The following is a 17,086-nucleotide window of genomic DNA, read 5'->3' on the forward strand; positions in this document are numbered from 1 at the left end:
AGTGATGGCCACCCAGACGATCCTGAGCACCGCGCTTCCCGACGGCGTCCGCACCGAGAGCGGCCGGGCGTACCTGCACCTGTCGGCGTTCCTGTCGCCGCGGCTGACCGGCGCCGACACGCTGGCCGCCTTTCCCGACTGGCTCGACTGGCCCGCCGCCGCGGTCGAGTTCGACGTCTCGCTCGGCGGCACGGTGGTGCGCGCCGAGAAGCTGCCGCAGGAGCTGCGCTCGGACCTGTGGAAGAAGCTCTTCACCGGCGGCTCCCGGCTCGGGACGGCGACCGCGCCGCCGATGCCGCCGCAGCGGACGTTCGTGCGGTCCTACCCGGTGCGCAACGTGCGGAACTTCGTCCGCGACCAGTACGCGCTGATGGCGGCGAACAACCCGACCACGCACCCGACGATCACCGACTACGTCGGCGTTCCGGAGGGCCGCCTGCGGACGAGCGGGAACCGGTGCGGGCCCCGCAGCCGCTACCGGCTGCACGACACGTGGATCTCGCCCGAGACCAAGGCGGCCGTGACGAGCGAGCTGGCGCTGCTCTTCTTCTACAACAAGTACCTCGACCGCGACGCCTTGGACGGGATCGCCCGCGAGCACGGCCTCAGCGGCCAGCAGCTGGACTTCCTGCTGTCGGAGCACTTCCACGCCCGTCCCGCCGCGGCCCGCCCGCATCCGGTCAACTTCGCGGGCGACGCTAACGCGTTCCGGGCCGCGGCCGAACCCGAACCGCCCAACTTCCACTCGGTCATCGGCTCGCTCGGGCAGTACCCGGCGCTGCTGCGGAAGTTCGGCCTCGTGCGCGACCTGCGCGTCCCGCTGCCGGACCCGCTGCCGTCCGGGCCCACGTGGGTGACGGTCACCCCGGTCCGGCCCGGCACCCAGGTGAGCGCCCAGCGCACCGACTGCACGATCACGGCGACGACGTTCGCCGCGAACGCCCGCACTCCCCTGCTTTCCGGCGGCCTGCTGCAGCTGGGCGGCGAGGACTTCGACGTCACCGAGGTCGACCCGGACTCCGCCGCGGTAAAGCTGCTCGGCTTCGGCGAGAGCGTCGCGCGGCTCGACCCGTACGGCGGGATCGGCGGGCCACCCGCCGCCGACGCCCCGGACACCGCCGCCCCGCCCGCGTTGCAGAGCAACGGGTTCTCGATCACCGAAACCCGCCGCGCCAAGCGCATCTGGGAGTCGGTCGACCAGGCGGAGAAGCTGGCGGGCGGCGCTTCCGCGGCCGCCGAAGACCTGACGCGCGGGCTGCGGATCGACGTCTGGGACGACGTTTCGAAGAAGTGGCACAGCCTGTGCCAGCGCGTGGGCACCTACACCGTGGCCGGGACCGCGGTCTCGGCCGCCGACGAAGGCGTCGTCACCACCGCGCACACGACCCAGCCGGACGACCCGACGCAGACGTTGTTCCTGCACGAGTCGCTGGCCCGGTGGAGCGGCTACAGCCTGGTCGCGCCGCGGCCGGGCAAGGCCGTCGCCGACGACGGCGCGCTCGTCGCGGGCGACGGCACCGAGCCGGACCCGGCGTTCCCGCTCGGCGTGAAGTTCACGGCCAAGCCGGGCAGCCTGCCCCGGCTGCGGTTCGGCCGCACCTACCGGTTCCGTGCGCGCACGGCCGACCTCGCGGGCAACGGCCCCGGCCTCGACGACGTCACCGGCGACGCCGGGGCGACGGCTCCGGTGAAGTACACGCGGTTCGAGCCCGTCGTCTCGCCGCACCTGCTCTTCCGCAAGCCGCGCACCGAAGGCGAGTCGGCGGAGCGCATGGTGATCCGCAGCAACTTCGACACGGCCGCGACCGCGGACTGCCAGCGCCACCTCGCGCCGGTCCGGATCGCGGAACTGCTGGCCGAGCAGCACGGCCTGTTCGACCTCCCGGCGACACTCCTGACGCCGCCGATGATGAACAAGCTGGCCTACGGCAAGATCAAGCAGAAGGACACCGGTTCGTTCGACCAGGGCGGCACGCCCGACAGCGGGGCGTACGGCATCCCGTACTACGACACCGACCAGCTGACGCTGCCGTACCTGCCGGACGTGCTCAGCCGCGGCGCCGCGTTCGCCGGGCTGCCCGGCACGGCCGACGGCGAAGTCGTCACCGGCGACTTCGACCCGGTGCCGCTGCTGGGGAACTGGCCCGACTACCGGCCGTTCCGGCTGCGGATCGTCGAGGGCACCGGCAAGCCGAAGTTCGACCCGCTGTTCCGGGTGCTGACCGTGCAGGTGCCGAAGGGCCGGACGTTCGACGTCAGCTACAGCAGCGTGCTCGCCGACGCCGACATCGACCTGCTCGGGCCGTGGAAGTGGCTGACCGACGCCGTCGCCGCGGGCACGGTGACGCTGCCGTCCGGGACGACGCTCGCGTCGCTGCGGGCATTGGCCCGGCAAGGACGGCTCTGGCAGCTGACGCCGTTCCGCACGTTGACGCTGGTCCACGCGATCAAGCAGCCGCTGACCCCGCCCGCGCTGGTCAAGCCGGTCGCGGTGCGGCTGCCGGGCGAGACGTCCGCGCGGATCATCGACCGCCTCGGCTTCGACCGGCCGAGCACCAGCCGCGTCGACCTGCGGGCCGCGTGGACGGAGAAGGTCGACGATCCCGCGCTGCCCGCGCCGGTGCCGCGGGCCAGTTCAGCGGCCGCGTTCGGCGTGGTCGCCCGGCCCGACGACCCGGCGGGCGCTGTGCTGCCGGTCGACGAGCGGCACGAGTTCCACGACACGAAGTACCGCCGCGTCACCTACACGCCGATCGGGACTTCGCGGTTCGCGGAGTACTTCCTGCAGCGCAAGACGGTGACGTCCGGCGCGTCGCCGGTCGTGGTGGACAAGGCCGGGATCGTGCCCGCGTCGGACGTCGTGCGCGCGGGCCAGACGACGTACGTCCGCGACAGCGACTACACCGTCGACTACGTGCGGGGCTCGATCACCTGGCGGGGATCGGCGCCCGCGTCGGTGGAGGTCGCGTACGTGCCCCCGCCGATCACCCGGGCCGGGGCGGCACTCACGGTCGACGTGCCCAGCTCGGCCCGCCCGTCGGCGCCGGACATCGCGTACGTCGTGCCGACGTTCGGCTGGACGACCGAAACCACGGCCACCCAGGTGACGAGCACCCGGCGCGGCAACGGCCTGCGGGTCTTCCTCAACCGCCCGTGGTACTCCTCCGGCGACGGCGAACAGCTCGGCGTCCTGCTGGCCGACGGCCCGGCGGTGCCCGCGGACTTGACGCGGTACGTGACGGACTGGGCGCAGGACCCGGCGTGGAAGTCGACCGCGTTCACCCGCCCGCCCCAGGTCGGCGACTTCCCGCTGGCCGTGCACCCGCGGTCGAACCTCAAGCTCGCCGAAGGAGCGGCTTCGCGGGTCGCGGTCGCGCCACACGACGTCGTCTACGACGCCGAGCGCCGCCTTTGGTTCTGCGACATCACTTTCGCGGCTCCGCAGCCCTCGCCGTACACGCCGTTCGTGCGGCTCGCGCTGGCCCGCTACCAGCCGATCTCGGTGCCGGACGTCGAGCTGTCGGCGGTCGTGCAGGCACAGTTCGCGCAGCTGTCGCCGGACCGCGTCGCGACGGCGGTGTTCGCGACGCCGACGTCGGTGCGGCTCACCGTGACCGGGCCGGCGTACGCGCCGGTGTCCGGCTCGGCGGCCGAGGTGAGCGCGCGGCTGCAGGTGGCGGACCCGGGGCTGAGCGGAAGCGTCGCCTGGCAGGCGACCGGCGAGCCGGTCGTCTTGACCGCGACCAGCACCGGCTGGACCGGCACGGTGCCGCTGCCCGCGGCGCGCGGGACACGTCCGTTCCGCCTGGTGCTGACCGAGAGCGAACAGCCGAACCAGGGCGGCGAGCGGCTCGTCTACGCCGACGCCCTCACCTTCTGACCGTCCACTGTGGAGGACCTGATGAACCGGACCAGACTGCTGGCCGCGGCCGGGACCGCGACGGCACTGCTGCTGGCCGGGGCCACCCCGGCCCCGGCGGCTCCCGAGAAACCCGACCGCGCCACCGCGGCCGCGGCGCCCAGCGCGGGGAACGACGTGTTCCGCGTGTCCGTCCAGCGGACCGAGGGCCTCGGCGTCGGCTCGTTCACGGTTCGGACCGGACCGGCGCACCCGGCGGGCGCGGGCCGGGACGTGCTCTTCGGCGGCGGTGTGCCCGGGACGTCGTTCATGACGGTGCGCGACCTGACCTCCGGTGTCGACTACGTGCAGAGCCAGTACCTGACGATGCCGACGGAAATCGCGCTCGACTCGGTGTACTGGACGCAGTCGGCGCTGGGCACGACCGGGTTCCGCACGCACTGGTCGACCTACACCGACGCCCCGGGCGACGGCAAGCTGGTGCTGATCGACCAGGACGTCGTCGTGCACGGCAGCACGGTCGCGGACTCGAGCGTCGAGGTGACGACGACGGTGACGGGCTCGACGGAGGACACGTTCCAGCTCCAGTACCTGTGGGACACGGCGGCGGGCACCGACGACGGCCCGGTGCTCCAGGCGGGTGCGTACAACCCGTTCGCCGCGTCGGAAACCCGCGAGGCGACACTGTCCGCAGTGGACAGTGTGGCGCTGGCGGACAACGAAGGCGGGCCGACGCTGACCTACGGCCTGACGGGCACCGGCCCGGCCCGGGTCACGCCGCCGCCGACGCCACCGCAGGCGCTGCAGTTCGTGTGCTGGCCACGCGCGGTCGGCGCGGCCCCGGGCCCCTACCAGACGGACCCGGCGATCGACGTCGCCACGACGGGAGCGGGCTGCCCGGGCCCGTCCGGCCCGGACTCGGCGGTGCGGTACCTGTTCGCCCCGGCGAAGGTCGGCCCGAGCGGGGTCCGCGCGTCGGCGTCGCTGTTCTCGACCACACCGGACCCGACGTCGATCACGGTGGCCCCGGCCCGCCTGGGCTCACCAGCGCTGTCGGCGACGCTGACGTCCCGCGGCCACGGAGTGCCGGGAGCGACGCTGACGTTCGCGGCGGGCGGCCGGACGCTGTGTTCCGCGGTGACGAACCCGAGCGGCGTCGCGTCCTGCGGCGGGTTGACCGAAGGGCTGGCCGCGCTGCTGGGGTACTCGGCATCGTATGCGGGCGGCGGGATCTGGGCAGGATCCACCGGCAAGCGCTGACGGCGTGCCAGACTCGGCCGGGTGCGCACGGAAACGGCCCTGGCGTCAGCGGGAATCGACCCGGCATCGGTGGTGTCGGCCGAGCAGCTCGGCGGCGGAACGTACAACACGGCGATCCGCCTCCGCCTCGCCGACGGCAGACGCTTGGTTTTGAAAATCGCGCCGCCGGAGACGGGGCTGTCGTACGAGCACGACCTGCTCGCGACGGAGGCGGAGTACTACCGCCGGACTTCCGGGCCGCTGCCGTCGGTGGTCGGCGCCGGGCCGGGTTTCCTGCTGATGACGGAGTTGCCGGGCGTGCCGTGGGCCGAGGCCCCCGACGCCGACCCGCGACGGCGTGCCGAGCTGGGCGGGATCGTGGCCGGACTGCACCGCACGACCGGCGACGGGTTCGGCTACCCGCAGGACCCCCCGCACCCGACGTGGCCGGAAGCGTTCACGGCGATGACGGACGCGGTGCTGGCGGACGCCGTCCGGTTCGGCGTCCGCCTCCCGCGCCCGGCGGCGGAGATCGCGCACCTCGTCCGCCGCCACGAGCCGCTGCTGGAGCTGGTGTCGACGCCGGTGCTGGTGCACTTCGACCTGTGGAACGGCAACATCCTCCTCGACGGGCCCCGGATTTCGGGGATCATCGACGCTGAGCGCGCGTTCTGGGGCGACCCGCTGGCGGAGTTCGTGTCCCTGACGTTGTTCCGCGACCTGGACGAGCCGCTGGTGTCGGGCTACCGAGACGCGGGCGGCCCGGCCCGCTTCGACCTGCCCTCCCGGCGACGGCTCGCGCTGTACCGCGTCTACCTGGACCTGATCATGGTGGTGGAGATGACCCCGCGCCGGGACTCGAACGCCAAGCGGGCCCGGTTCCTCACCACGCGCCTGACCGAGGACCTCGACGCCGTTCAGCGCGCGTTGTGAAGCCGCGTCACCAGGTGACCGGCAGCGAACGCACGCCGTAGACCAGCATGTCGTCCTTGAACTCCAGCTCCGCCACCGGAACGGCGAGCCGCAGGTTCGGGATCCGCCGGTACAGCGTCCCGTACACCACCTGCAGTTCCACCCGCGCCAGCGTCTGCCCGAGGCACTGGTGCACGCCGTACCCGAAGGCCACGTGGTGGCGGGCCTCGCGCGTCACGTCCAGCCGGTCCGGGGCGTCGAACACCGCTTCGTCGCGGTTGGCCGCGTCGCCCGCCGCGATGATGCCCTCGCCCGCGCGGATCAGCTGACCGCCGATCTCGACGTCCTCGACCGCCACCCGGCGGCGGCCCGAATGCGTGATGTTCAAGTACCGCAACAATTCCTCGACCGCGCGGCGCAGCAGGTCGGCGTCGCCGTCGCGGACGAGCTCCAGCTGGTCCGGGTGCTCCAGCAACGCCACCGTGCCGAGCGCGATCATGTTCGCCGTCGTCTCGTGGCCCGCCACCAGCAGCAGCTGCCCCATCGACGCGACCTCGTCGGCCGTCATCTTCCCGGTCGCGTACTGCGTCGCCGCCAGCTTGCTCAGCACGTCGTCCCCGGGAGCCGACGCCTTCCGCTCGACCAGCCCGCCCAGGTACGCCAGCAACTCCTCGGTGGCCCGCACCGCCTCCGACGGCGTCGCGTCCCGCGAAACCATCACCTTCGTGATGTCCTGGAACAACCCGCGATCCTCGTACGGGACGCCCAGCAGTTCGCAGATCACCAGTGACGGCACCGGCAACGCGAAGGCCGTCACCAGGTCGACCGGCTTCGGCCCGGCCAGCAGCTCGTCGACCAGGTCGTCGACGATCCGCTGGATCGCCGGGCGCAACGCCTCCATCTTCTTCACCAGGAAGTCGCCGGTGAGCAGGCGCCGCTGGGCCGCGTGCTCGGCGCCGTCCATGGTGAGGAACGTCTTCGCGCGACGGCGGCGGGCGGCCGAAGCCGCGCTCTGGTGCGGGTAGCCGGGCCGGTCGGAGTCGGCGCTGATCCGCGAGTCGCGCAGGACCGCGCGCACGTCGTCGTAGCGCCGGACCAGCCACGGCGTGCTGCCGTTCCACAGCCGGACCCGCGACACCGGCGGCAGTTCGAAAGCATTTCCCGGGGGAGCGCGCCAGTGGTCAGGCGAACACCAACGCCACCAGCTCGTCCACGAACGGCTCCACCAGCTCGGCCCCGGTCCGGTTCAGCACGCTGTGGAACAGCGCGACCCGCCCGTGCGCGCCGACGAACACCACCGCGGCCGCGCGGCCCGGCGTCACCCGCAGCGGGTGCCCCGCCTCGACGCAGCGCTCGAAGCCCGCCGCCAGCCGGTCGATCACGTCGAGCAACGGCCCTTCCGCCCGCGCGCCGGGCGCGGGCCGCGACGCCCCGTTCGCCAGCATCAACCGGTAATGGCCGGGATTTTCCATGGCGAACGCGCAGTAAGCGTGGATCTGCGCCCGCACCCGGCCGACGACGTCCGTTTCGCCGAGCGACTCCTCGGCCGCGCGCATCGATTCCCGCAACCGCGCGTATTCGTGCGCCAGCAGCCCGCTCACCAATTCCGCGCGGTCGGAAAAATGCTGGTAGATGCTCGCCGGGGCGATGCCGACGGCCCGCGCCACACCGCGGATCGTCAGCCCGTCCTCGCCGCCGAGCTCGGCGAGCAACCGGCCGGCCGCTTCGAGGATTTCTCCGCGCAGCCGTTCGCCTTCGCCCCAGCGGTTCCTGGTTCGGCCGATTCCGGCTTCGACGTTCTCCGGCACCCGCCCATTCATACGCCCGCGGCCGAACCGCCCGCATTCCGGGGTCCCGGAAACGCCGGAACCCCGGAATCCGCGCGGTTCCGGCCGGTTCAGGAAACCAGCGCCGGGTACAGGCCCGGCAGCTCGCCGGAGAGCCCGGCCCGCACGTTCCGGCTGACGTCGTCGGCGAGCACTTCGAACCGGCCCTGCGCGACGCCGTCGAGCGCGAGGCCCGCCACCACCGCCGGGTCGACCTTCGGGCCGTCGACGTGCTTGGCCATGTCGGTGTCCATGTAGCCGACGTGCAGCGCGGTCACCTGCGTCTTCTGCGGCGCCAGTTCCAGACGCAGCGCGTTGGTCAGCGACCAGGCCGCCGACTTCGCCGCGGAGTAGGCCGCGACGTGCGGCGCGGTGAACCACGAAAGCACCGACAGCACGTTGAGCACCGCGCCGCCGCCGTTGCGCTCGAGGATCGGCGCGAACGCGCGCGTCACGCCGAGCGTGCCGAAGTAGTGCGTGTCCATCTCCAGCCGGATGTCGTCCAGGGACCCGCCGAGCAGCGACGACCCCGTCGACGACCCGGCGTTGTTGATCAGCAGCGTGACGTCCCCGGCGGCCTCGGCCGCGGCGCGGATCGACTCCGGGTCCGTGACGTCGAGCTTCAGCGGGACGACGCCCGGCAGGTCGACGGACTCGGGATTGCGCGCGGCGGCGTAGACCTTGGCCGCGCCGCGCTCGAGGAGAGCGGCGGCGAACTGACGGCCGAGTCCTCGGTTGGCTCCGGTGACCAGCGCCACCGCACCCGCGATCTCCATGACGAGCTCCTCTCGCACCTGGCTTGCTCGTTGCAAGCTAGCTGCGGCCGACTGTACGGCGTAGACTTGCTCGGAGCAAGTCAGGTAGGAGGGATCACAGTCATGAGCCGCCGCATCACCTGGGAGGACGCGTCCTGCCCGATCGCCCGCGCCGCCGACGTCCTCGCCGAGCCGTGGACGCTGCTGATCCTGCGCAACGCGACCGCGGGCACCACCCGGTTCGAGGACTTCCGCGCCCAGCTCGGCATCGCCGACAACGTGCTGACGACCCGGCTGGCCAAGCTGGTCGAGCGCGGGCTGCTGACGAAGCTCCCCTACCGCGACGGCGGCCGCACCCGGCACGAATACCGCCTGACGAAGGCGGGTTCGGACGCGTTGCCGGTGCTGCACGCACTCGGCGCGTGGGGTGACGCCCACACTTCGTCAGCGAGCGCGTACGGGCCGATGAAGCTCGTCCACACGAAGTGCGGCGCGCTGACCCGGCCGGGCGAAAAGTGCGACGTCTGCGGAAAACCGCTGGTCAGGGACGACTTGGCGTGGCGCGGCTCGTGGCTGACCGAGGGCGAGATCCCCCTGGCGGAGCCCGTCGGCTGAGCCGGACGGCGCATCCTCGTATGCGCGCCCACGCATGTCAAGACTCCTCGATGGTTGGTAAATCACCGTTCGCCGTGCAGTACGAAAGTCGGGTCACAAGAGCCGGGCGATTCCGTAGGTTCGGTCCCCAGCGCGCGCAAACCCGGCAAATTCCCCACGGCAAGGAGTCGTCCCGATGTCCAGGAAGTACCTGCTGCCCGGCGCCGCCGTCGCTCTGGCGATGATCGCCACGCCGCTGACGGCCGGCCCGGCCTTCGCGGCCCCGGAAGCGGCCACGGTCGTCTACTACGACACCTCGGACGCCCCGACCTTCCGCGACGTGATCAACGCCGGCGCGGCCAACTGGAACGCGGCGGTGTCGAACGTCAAGCTCCAGGAGAAGCTCCTCGGGTGCCACGCTGCACTACACCGAGGGCAACGACCCGCGCGGCTCGTACGCGCAGACCGACGGCCACGGCAGCGGCACGATCTTCATCGACTACACGCAGGCCGAGCAGTACAACCAGACCCGCATCGCGGCCCACGAGACCGGGCACGCGCTGGGCCTGCCGGACCACTACGAAGGCCCGTGCTCGGAGCTGATGTCGGGCGGCGGCCCCGGCCCGTCCTGCACCAACGCGAACCCGAACGCGGACGAGTCCGCGAAGGTGGAGTCGTTGTGGGCCAACGGTTTCGCCGGGGCACGCAAGGCCCCGACCCGCGTGTACGAAGTGACCATGCCGGTCAAGTGAGGTAGGTCTGCCGCGGCTTGTCGTGAGTGTTTAGGGCGGTTCTAACCGCCCTAAACACTCACGACAACCGGCGCCGGGTCAGAGGCGAGACAACAGCCTGTCGCGGGCCACTTCGAGGTGGTCCGCCATCGCCTTCTTCGCCGCCGCCGCGTGGCCCGCGATCAGCGCGTCCACGATCACCGCGTGCTCGGAGATCGTCTGCTCGCCGAACGGCTGGTTGTAGTTCAGCCGGAAGAAGTGCAGGTGGCAGTGGGTCCGCGCGAAGGCCTGCTCGACCGCCGCGTTGCCGGCCAGGTGGAGGATCAGCTCGTGCAGCCGCTGGTCGTGCGCCGTCAACGCCTTGTAGTCGCGGTACGCGTCCTCGGCCGGTGCCGCCGGGCACGTCGCCAGCTCGGCTCGCAGCAGCGCCACGTTCTCGTCCGACATCGCCTTCGCCGCCAGCGCCGCCGACGGCGGCTCCAGCAGCAACCGCAGCGCGTACATGTCGTCGACTTCCTTGCGGTTCAGCAGTTCCGTGACGCGGTAGCCGCGCAGCGGGAGCCTGCTGACGAGCTCCTCGGACTCCAGCCGGGCCAGCGCTTCCCGCACCGGGGTGCCCGAGACCCCCAGCTCGCGGGCGATCTCGTCGATGTTGATCCGCGCGCCGGGCTCGATGCCGTCGTTCATGATCAGCGCGCGGATCTGCTCGTAGACGCCGTCGGCCAGCACCTGCCTGCCCGGCAGGGCTTCGAGCCGCCGTCCGCCGTCCATCGGTCCCCTCTCGATCGTCCGTCCAGGCTACTGCTTGCCCAGCACCTGACGGCTCTTCTCGGCCATTTCGGCGAACACGTTGTCGTCGCGCTGGTGCGCGAAGTACGCCTCGAACAGCGGCCGTTCCGCGTCCTGCAGCGCCGCGCCGTTGCCGTAGACGACGGCGGGCACGAGCGAGCCGTCCTTCAGCATCGACGTGAACACCGACAGGTCGACGCCCTGGCCCTTCATCGCCGCGGCCGCCGCGTCCATCGAAGCCGGGATCGACGGGAAGAACGTGCCGCTCGCCCCGGCCGCCGACTGGCACTCCGGCGACCCCATGTAGGACACCCACTTCCAGCTGAGATCGGGGTTCTTGGTCCCGGCCCAGATGTTGTTGCCGTTGGAGTTGGACAGCAGCGAGCGCTTCCCCGTCGGGCCCAGCACGGTCGGCGTGATCCCGACCTTGACACCGGGCAGCTTCGCGAACGTGCCCGCCGTCCACGAGCCGGCCGTCTCCATCGCGACCTTGCCCGAGCCGATCAGGTCGGTGTCGCTGATCGTCGCCTGGCCGCCGGTGGTGAACGTGCCGATCTTCGGCGCGAACCCGCGGTCGGTCAGCGACCGCACCCAGCGCAGGGTCTTGGCGAACACCGGGTCCGCGTAGTTGAAGGTCGTCGGCCAGGACTGCTTGTCGGCCAGCCGCCAGCCCGTGGTCATCGCGAACGAGCTCCACGTCGACTCGCCGATGAAGTCGCGCGAGGCCAGCTGGCCGGTGCCGTAGGTGGCGACGTGGTCCTTGTCGAAGCCGGGCTGGTCGCCGCGCACGCCGTTCCTGTCGACGCTCAGGTGCGCCGCGACCTTCTCGAACGTCCCGCCGTCGTCGGGGTTCCAGGTCAGCTTCGCCAGGTCTTCCGGCTGGTACCCGGCCTTCGTGATGGCGTCGACGTTGTAGTACAGCCCGGTCGCGGACCAGTCGAGCGGCAGCGCGTACTGCTTGCCGTCGGTGAACTTCCACGAGTCGACGCCGACCGAGAACCGCTTGAGGTCGAACTTGTCGCGGGCGATCAGGTCGTCGAGCGGCAGCAGCTGGTGCTGGGCGGCGTAGGCCTGGAAGTACTGGACGCTGTTCTGGAACGCGTCCGGCGCGGTGCCGCCGACGAACCCGGCGGTGAGCTTGGTGAAGTAGTCGTCCACGTTGTACTGCGTGATCTTCACCGTGGTGCCGGGGTTGGCCTTCTCGAACGCGGACGCGCACGTCTGGTAGGCCGCGGCCTGCTTGTCGTCCCAGGTCCACCAGTTGACGGTGTTCCCGCCGCCGCTCGCCGAGCCGCCCCCGCAGGCGGCCGTCAACGCTCCCGGCGTCGCCACCAGACCGGCGGCCGCCGCTACCCGAACCTTCATGTCAGCTCCTTTGTGGACGTCAGGATGGGCTGGAACCCGTCGAGCACGGCGCGGACGTCATCGGCGCCCCCGGCTTCGTGGCCGTTGTACTCCCAGACGGCGAGTTCCTTCGGACCCTGGTATTCGTGGTAGGCACCGAACACTGTGGACGGTGGCACGATGCCGTCCATCAGGCCGACGCTGAACCACGCGGGTGCCGTGGCCCGCGCGGCGAACCCGACACCGTCGAAATAGGACAGGACGTCGAAGACGCGCGAGACCGCGTCGCGGTGGTCGGCCAGGTAGCGCGACAGCTCGACGTACGGCCGTTCGCCGCCGATCAGGCTGGCCCGCCGGAAGTCGCAGAGGAACGGCGCCTGCGCGTGCAGGGCCGCGACGTCCGGGACGAGACCCGCGGTGGCGAGCGCGATGCCGCCGCCTTGGCTGTTGCCGAGCACCGCGACCCGCGCCGGGTCGACGTGCTCCAGCGCGCGGGCGGTGTCGACCGCGCGCACGGCGTCGGTGAAGATCCGCCGGTAGACGTACGTCTCGCGGCTTTCGATGCCCCGCGTCAGGTGGCCGGGGTACGCCGGGCCGCTGCCGACCGGGTCGGGCGTCACCCCGCCCTGACCGCGCACGTCGACCTGGAGGTGCGCGTACCCGGCCGACGCCCAGTGCAGCTCCTGCAACGCGCTGCCGCGGCTGCCGCCGTAGCCGTGGAACTGGACGATCGCGGGCAGTGGCCCCTCGGCCCCGCGCGGCAGCCGCAGCCAGGCCCGCAGCCGGTGCCCGCCGAAGCCGGAGTACGTCACGTCGTACACGTCGAGTGTCCGCAGCGGCGTCTCGACCGGCGTCAGGTCCACCGCCAGGTCGTGCTCGCGGGCTTCGGCCAGGGTCGAGGCCCAGAAGGCGTCGAAGTCCGCGGGGGCTTCGTAGCCGCTGCGGTACTCCCACAGGGCGTCGAGACCGAGGTCGGTGAGCATCACAGTCCTTTCAGGACGGTCGATTCGCCGGTCCGCAGCCACAGCTCGGTTTCGCGGCCGCGGTAGCGCACGCGCACCGGCTCGGCCGGGTCGCCGGACAGCCGCCGCAGCACCGCGTAGACGAGGTCGCCGCCCCGCCATTCGACGTCGGCCGCGAGCCCGCCGCGGCAGCGCAGTCCCCGGGCTTCGCCTTCGGTCCACTCCGCGGGCAGCGCGGGCAGCAGCGTCACGACGCCGGTTTGGCTCTGCACCACCAGTTCGGCGAGCCCGGCCAGGAAGCCGTAGTTGCCGTCGATCTGGAACGGCGGGTGCGTGCTGAACAGGTTGGGCAGCAGGCCGCCCCACTCGGAGCCGTCGACCGGCGCGTCGCGGTGGCGGTCACCGGTGAACGGCTGGGCCGCCTCGTCGAGGAGCTTCCGCGCGGTCTCGCCGTCGCCGAGGCGGGCGCGCAGCGCGATCTTCCAGGCCCACGACCAGCCCATCGCGCCGGGTCCGCGCCGCTCGAGGACCCGCCGCGCCGCTTCGGCCAGCTCGGGCGTCGCGACGGCGTCGATCTGCCCGAGCGGGTAGAGCGCGACGAGGTGCGAGAGGTGCCGGTGCGTCGGGTCCTCTTCGGTCAGGTCCTCGGCCCACTCCCCCAACCGCCCGTCGGAGAGCACGGGCAGCGGGCGCAGGCGCGGCAAGGCCGCCGCGATCTCGGTGCACACCGGGTCGTAGACGCCGAGTTCTCCGGCCGCGGCGAGACTCCGTTCGAACACGGCCCGGATCAGCGCGACGTCCATGGTCGCCGAGTACGTCAGCGACTCCTTCGTCCCGGCGTCGGAGAGGAACAGGTTCTCCGGCGACGTCGACGGGCAGGTGTCGAGGAAGCCGTCGTGCTCGACCAGCCAGTCCAGGCAGAACTCGGCGCAGCCGCGCAGCAGCGGCCACGCCGTCGAGGCGAGGAAGCCGCGGTCGCGCGTGAAGTCGTAGTGCTCCCAGGCGTGCTGGACCAGCCACGCGCCGCCCAGCTGCCAGAGCGCCCACGACGGGTTGCCGTGGCCCATGCCGGCCGGCAGCGCCCAGCCCCACGGGTCGGTGTTGTGGTGGGTGACCCAGCCGCGGGCGCCGTACATCTCCCGCGCGACGTCGGCGCCCGTGCTCGCGAGCTTGCCGAGCAGGTCGAACAGCGGCAGGTGGCACTCGCCGAGCCCGGTCGTCTCGGCGGCCCAGTAGTTCATCTGCGTGTTGATGTTGATCGTGTAGTTCGACGACCAGGCCGGGCGGAGGTCGTCGTTCCAGATGCCCTGCAGGTTCGCCGGGGGCGCGCCGGGCCGTGACGCGCTCGCCAGGAGGTAGCGGCCGTACTGGAAGAGGACGGTCGCGGTCAGCTGATCATCTTTGCCCGTCAAGAGGTCCGCGACGTCGTGGGTGCCGCCGCGGCGGTCGCCGATCCGCAGGCTCGACGCGGCGAGCAGCGGCCGCAGGTCCGCCTCGTGCGCTCGCCGCAACGCCTCGGCTCCGGTGGCGATGGCGGCTTCGGCGAGCACGGCCGCGCGCCGCCGGTGCTCGTCGCGGGTGTGCTGGCGGTCGCCGATCCAGGCGTCGTACGCGCTGGTCGAACTGGCCAGGACGACCAGAACACCCGCCCCGGTCCGGGCGATCCGGACGGAAACCGCGCCGAACGGGTCGTACCCCTCGACGGTCCCGTACCGCAGCGGCTCCGCGACCTGCGGTTCGTGCCGCGGCGCGCCGTCGACCGGGATCTCGATGCCGAGGTCGAGGCCGTCGCGCGACACCTCCCGCAGCGGTGTCGACACATCGACTTCGACGTCGATCGGGCCGGTCAGCGCGACGCAGAGGACCTGCGCGGGACGGCTCACCCAGGTCGTGCGCTCGACGTCGTGGCCGTCGATGGTGAGCCGCTCGGTGACGACCCCGCTGTCCAGGTTGAGCGTCCGGCCGTGCGAGACCCCGTCGGGCAACGTCAGCCAAAGGTCCACATAGGGCAGGAACTCCTGGCTGTACGGCCCTTCGAACGCCATCAGGAGTTCTTCCGCGCGCCGGAAGTCCTTCGCGAACACGGCTTCGCGCACCTCGGCGAGCCGGTCCGGCCCGGCGTCGATGTCGCTCAATGCGGCGGCGGGGCCGTTCGGCGTGCCCGACCAGACGGTCGCGTCGTTGACCTGGACGCGCGTGCGGCCGGGACCGCCGAAGACCATCGCGCCGAGGCGGCCGTTGCCGACCGGCAGGGCCTCGGTCCAGTCGTGCGCCGGGTGCGGCCAGGAAAGCAGGAGATCCGTCATTTCAACCCCGTGAAGCCGATCGAGTTCACCAGGCGGCGGCCGAACGCCACGAACAGCAGGAGCATCGGCAGCGCCGCGACGAGCGTGGCGGCCATCAGGCCCGCCCAGTCCAGCGCCGCCTGCGGCGAGGACTGCTTGAACACCGCGAGCGCCAGCGTCAGCGGCCGCACGGTGTCGTCGTTGGTGACCAGCAACGGCCACAGGTAGTCGTTCCAGGTGGTGATGAACGTCAGCAGCGCCAGCGTCGCGATCGGGGCCGCGCTCATCGGGAGCACGATGCGGAAGCAGACGCGCAGCGGGCCCGCGCCGTCGATGATCGCGGCCTCCTCGATCTCGTTGCTCAGCCCGAGCATGAACTGGCGCAGGAAGAAGATGTTGAACGCTGAAAAGAACGCCGTCGGCAGGATCATCCCGCCGAAGGTGTTGAGCAGCCCCAGGTCCTTGACCAGCACGAAGTTCGGCAGCAGCGTCAGCACCTGCGGCACCATCAGCGCGCTCAGCAGCAGGCCGAACACGACGTTGCGCCCCTTCCACCGCAACCGCGAGAAGGCGAACGCGGCCAGCGCGGAGAAGAACACCGTGCAGACGGTCAGCAGAACCGCGTAGATCACTGAATTCCGCAGTGCGAGCAGCAGGTCGATCGACGCACCGGACCCGCCCTGCGCCGCGGCTTCGGCCGGAGTGGCCAGGCCGAGAGCGCGTTTGAACGCCCCCAGCGTGAAGCCCACCGGCAGCGGCGACGACGGGTCCGTGGCCAGCGCGTAGTTGTTCGACAGCGCGGTCCGCACGATCCAGTAGAACGGGAAGATCGTGACGACCAGCACGAGCGCGAGGTAGGCCCAGGCGACGGCCCGGCCCGCCGAGATCCGGCGCATGGTCCCCTCAGTTCGTATCCGACTCGCCCGCGCGAGCCATCCGGAGCTGGGCGAAGGTGACAGCGGCCAGCAGCACGAACAGGGCGAGCGACATCGTCGCGGCGTACCCGAAGTCGAACTGGCCGAACGCCTTGTCGTAGATGTACATCTGCAGCACCTTCGACGCGTTCGCCGGACCGCCCTTGGTGGTGACCTGCACGATGTCGAAGATCTGGAACGAGCTGATCACGGTGAGCACCACGACCATCACCAGGATCGGCCGCAGCAGCGGCACGGTGAGCCGGCGGAACATCTGCGGCTCGCTCGCGCCGTCGATCCGGCCCGCTTCGTACACAGTGGACGGGATGGTCTGCAGCCCGGCGAAGATCAGCACCGCGTTGTAGCCCATGGACTTCCACACGTTGAGCCCCGCCAGCGTCGGCACCGCCCACGCCCCGGACCCGAAGAACAGCACCGGCTCGCCGGTGAGCTTCGTGAGCAGGACGTTGACGATGCCGAGCTGCGGGTCGAGCATCCACGACCAGACGAGCGCGGTGACCACGCCGGAGATGAGGAACGGCAGGATCATCAGCCCGCGGACCGTGGCCGAGACGGCGAGCCGGTGCAGGATCACCGCCGTCACCAGCGAGACCAGCACGCCCAGCACCACCGAGAGCGCCACGAAGTAGACCGTGACGAGCAGGGAGTGCCAGAACTCGCCGTCGGTGAAGAGTTGTTCGAAGTTGCCGAGGCCGATCCACCGGGGTTCGGTGAGCACGTGGAACTCGGTGAAGCTCAGGTAGAGCCCGCGCAGGGTCGGGTAGGCGAAGAACACCGCGAACCCGGCGAGCGCGGGCGCGATGAGCAGCCACGCGATCGGCGCGTCGTGCCGGTGGGCGGCCACGGCGACCTCCT

General features: G+C 71.6%; 12 protein-coding genes and 2 pseudogenes. 5 read left to right on the forward strand and 9 right to left on the reverse strand.

Going from position 1 to position 17,086, the window contains the following annotated elements; all coding sequences use genetic code 11:
- Positions 1 to 4: 4 nt before the first annotated feature.
- The 3 genes from QP939_RS05805 to QP939_RS05815 are packed head-to-tail and all read left to right on the forward strand — an operon-like array spanning position 5 to position 6,031.
- A complete protein-coding gene (locus QP939_RS05805) occupies positions 5 to 3,880 on the forward strand; it encodes a hypothetical protein (protein ID WP_285455518.1) in 3,876 nt (1,291 codons plus the stop codon).
- Positions 3,881 to 3,901: 21 nt separating this feature from the next.
- The gene (locus QP939_RS05810; RefSeq protein WP_285455519.1) at positions 3,902 to 5,119 is read left to right on the forward strand and encodes a hypothetical protein; all 1,218 of its coding nucleotides are present in this window, start codon (positions 3,902 to 3,904) and stop codon (positions 5,117 to 5,119) included.
- A 21-nt stretch (positions 5,120 to 5,140) separates the two neighbouring features.
- Entirely contained in the window at positions 5,141 to 6,031 is an 891-nt protein-coding gene (locus tag QP939_RS05815) for a phosphotransferase family protein (protein WP_285455520.1), read from the forward strand.
- 7 nt (positions 6,032 to 6,038) lie between these two features.
- On the opposite strand, the pseudogene QP939_RS05820 reads toward QP939_RS05815, so the two are convergent.
- From QP939_RS05820 to QP939_RS05830, 3 genes and pseudogenes are all read right to left on the reverse strand, one after another.
- Positions 6,039 to 7,160: pseudogene (locus QP939_RS05820) on the reverse strand (cytochrome P450); the annotation flags it as partial.
- Positions 7,161 to 7,191: 31 nt separating this feature from the next.
- Entirely contained in the window at positions 7,192 to 7,755 is a 564-nt protein-coding gene (locus QP939_RS05825) for a TetR/AcrR family transcriptional regulator (protein WP_352252590.1), read from the reverse strand.
- A 152-nt stretch (positions 7,756 to 7,907) separates the two neighbouring features.
- Positions 7,908 to 8,612: an SDR family oxidoreductase gene (locus tag QP939_RS05830; protein WP_285455522.1), complete on the reverse strand. Its 705-nt coding sequence runs from the start codon at positions 8,610 to 8,612 to the stop codon at positions 7,908 to 7,910.
- A gap of 102 nt (positions 8,613 to 8,714) precedes the next feature.
- Between QP939_RS05830 and QP939_RS05835 the strand changes: the two genes are divergently transcribed.
- Both QP939_RS05835 and QP939_RS05840 read left to right on the forward strand, forming a co-directional pair.
- Complete coding sequence (locus tag QP939_RS05835) at positions 8,715 to 9,206, forward strand: winged helix-turn-helix transcriptional regulator (protein ID WP_285455523.1); 492 nt, start codon at positions 8,715 to 8,717, stop codon at positions 9,204 to 9,206.
- Positions 9,207 to 9,381: 175 nt separating this feature from the next.
- Positions 9,382 to 9,937, forward strand: a pseudogene (locus QP939_RS05840) (snapalysin family zinc-dependent metalloprotease).
- Positions 9,938 to 10,015: 78 nt separating this feature from the next.
- Here QP939_RS05840 and QP939_RS05845 read toward each other — a convergent pair.
- From QP939_RS05845 to QP939_RS05870, 6 genes are read right to left on the reverse strand one after another with little or no spacing between them, the layout of a single operon-like run.
- On the reverse strand, positions 10,016 to 10,687 hold the full coding sequence (locus tag QP939_RS05845; protein ID WP_285455524.1) for a GntR family transcriptional regulator: 672 nt from the start codon (positions 10,685 to 10,687) through the stop codon (positions 10,016 to 10,018).
- A 27-nt stretch (positions 10,688 to 10,714) separates the two neighbouring features.
- Complete coding sequence (locus QP939_RS05850) at positions 10,715 to 12,070, reverse strand: ABC transporter substrate-binding protein (protein WP_285455525.1); 1,356 nt, start codon at positions 12,068 to 12,070, stop codon at positions 10,715 to 10,717.
- Positions 12,067 to 13,032, reverse strand: a complete 966-nt coding sequence (locus QP939_RS05855; protein WP_285455526.1) for an acetylxylan esterase — start codon at positions 13,030 to 13,032, stop codon at positions 12,067 to 12,069. Before QP939_RS05855 ends, QP939_RS05850 begins: the two co-directional genes overlap by 4 nt.
- A complete protein-coding gene (locus tag QP939_RS05860; RefSeq protein WP_285455527.1) occupies positions 13,032 to 15,317 on the reverse strand; it encodes a glycosyl hydrolase family 95 catalytic domain-containing protein in 2,286 nt (761 codons plus the stop codon). The genes QP939_RS05855 and QP939_RS05860 overlap by 1 nt, the downstream gene beginning before the upstream one ends.
- On the reverse strand, positions 15,314 to 16,192 hold the full coding sequence (locus QP939_RS05865; protein WP_285455528.1) for a carbohydrate ABC transporter permease: 879 nt from the start codon (positions 16,190 to 16,192) through the stop codon (positions 15,314 to 15,316). Before QP939_RS05865 ends, QP939_RS05860 begins: the two co-directional genes overlap by 4 nt.
- Before the next feature lie 7 nt (positions 16,193 to 16,199).
- Entirely contained in the window at positions 16,200 to 17,075 is an 876-nt protein-coding gene (locus tag QP939_RS05870; RefSeq protein ID WP_285455529.1) for a carbohydrate ABC transporter permease, read from the reverse strand.
- Positions 17,076 to 17,086 lie beyond the last annotated feature (11 nt).

The organism is Amycolatopsis nalaikhensis (assembly GCF_030264295.1).
Classification (GTDB): Bacteria; Actinomycetota; Actinomycetes; order Mycobacteriales; family Pseudonocardiaceae; genus Amycolatopsis; species Amycolatopsis nalaikhensis.

Coding starts and splice junctions, on each gene's coding strand:
- QP939_RS05805 (WP_285455518.1), top strand. CDS start 5: ATGGCCACCCAGACGATCCTGAGCACCGCGCTTCCCGACGGCGTCCGC.
- QP939_RS05810 (WP_285455519.1), top strand. CDS start 3,902: ATGAACCGGACCAGACTGCTGGCCGCGGCCGGGACCGCGACGGCACTG.
- QP939_RS05830 (WP_285455522.1), bottom strand. CDS start 8,612: ATGGAGATCGCGGGTGCGGTGGCGCTGGTCACCGGAGCCAACCGAGGA.
- QP939_RS05835 (WP_285455523.1), top strand. CDS start 8,715: ATGAGCCGCCGCATCACCTGGGAGGACGCGTCCTGCCCGATCGCCCGC.
- QP939_RS05845 (WP_285455524.1), bottom strand. CDS start 10,687: ATGGACGGCGGACGGCGGCTCGAAGCCCTGCCGGGCAGGCAGGTGCTG.
- QP939_RS05850 (WP_285455525.1), bottom strand. CDS start 12,070: ATGAAGGTTCGGGTAGCGGCGGCCGCCGGTCTGGTGGCGACGCCGGGA.
- QP939_RS05855 (WP_285455526.1), bottom strand. CDS start 13,032: ATGCTCACCGACCTCGGTCTCGACGCCCTGTGGGAGTACCGCAGCGGC.
- QP939_RS05860 (WP_285455527.1), bottom strand. CDS start 15,317: ATGACGGATCTCCTGCTTTCCTGGCCGCACCCGGCGCACGACTGGACC.
- QP939_RS05865 (WP_285455528.1), bottom strand. CDS start 16,192: ATGCGCCGGATCTCGGCGGGCCGGGCCGTCGCCTGGGCCTACCTCGCG.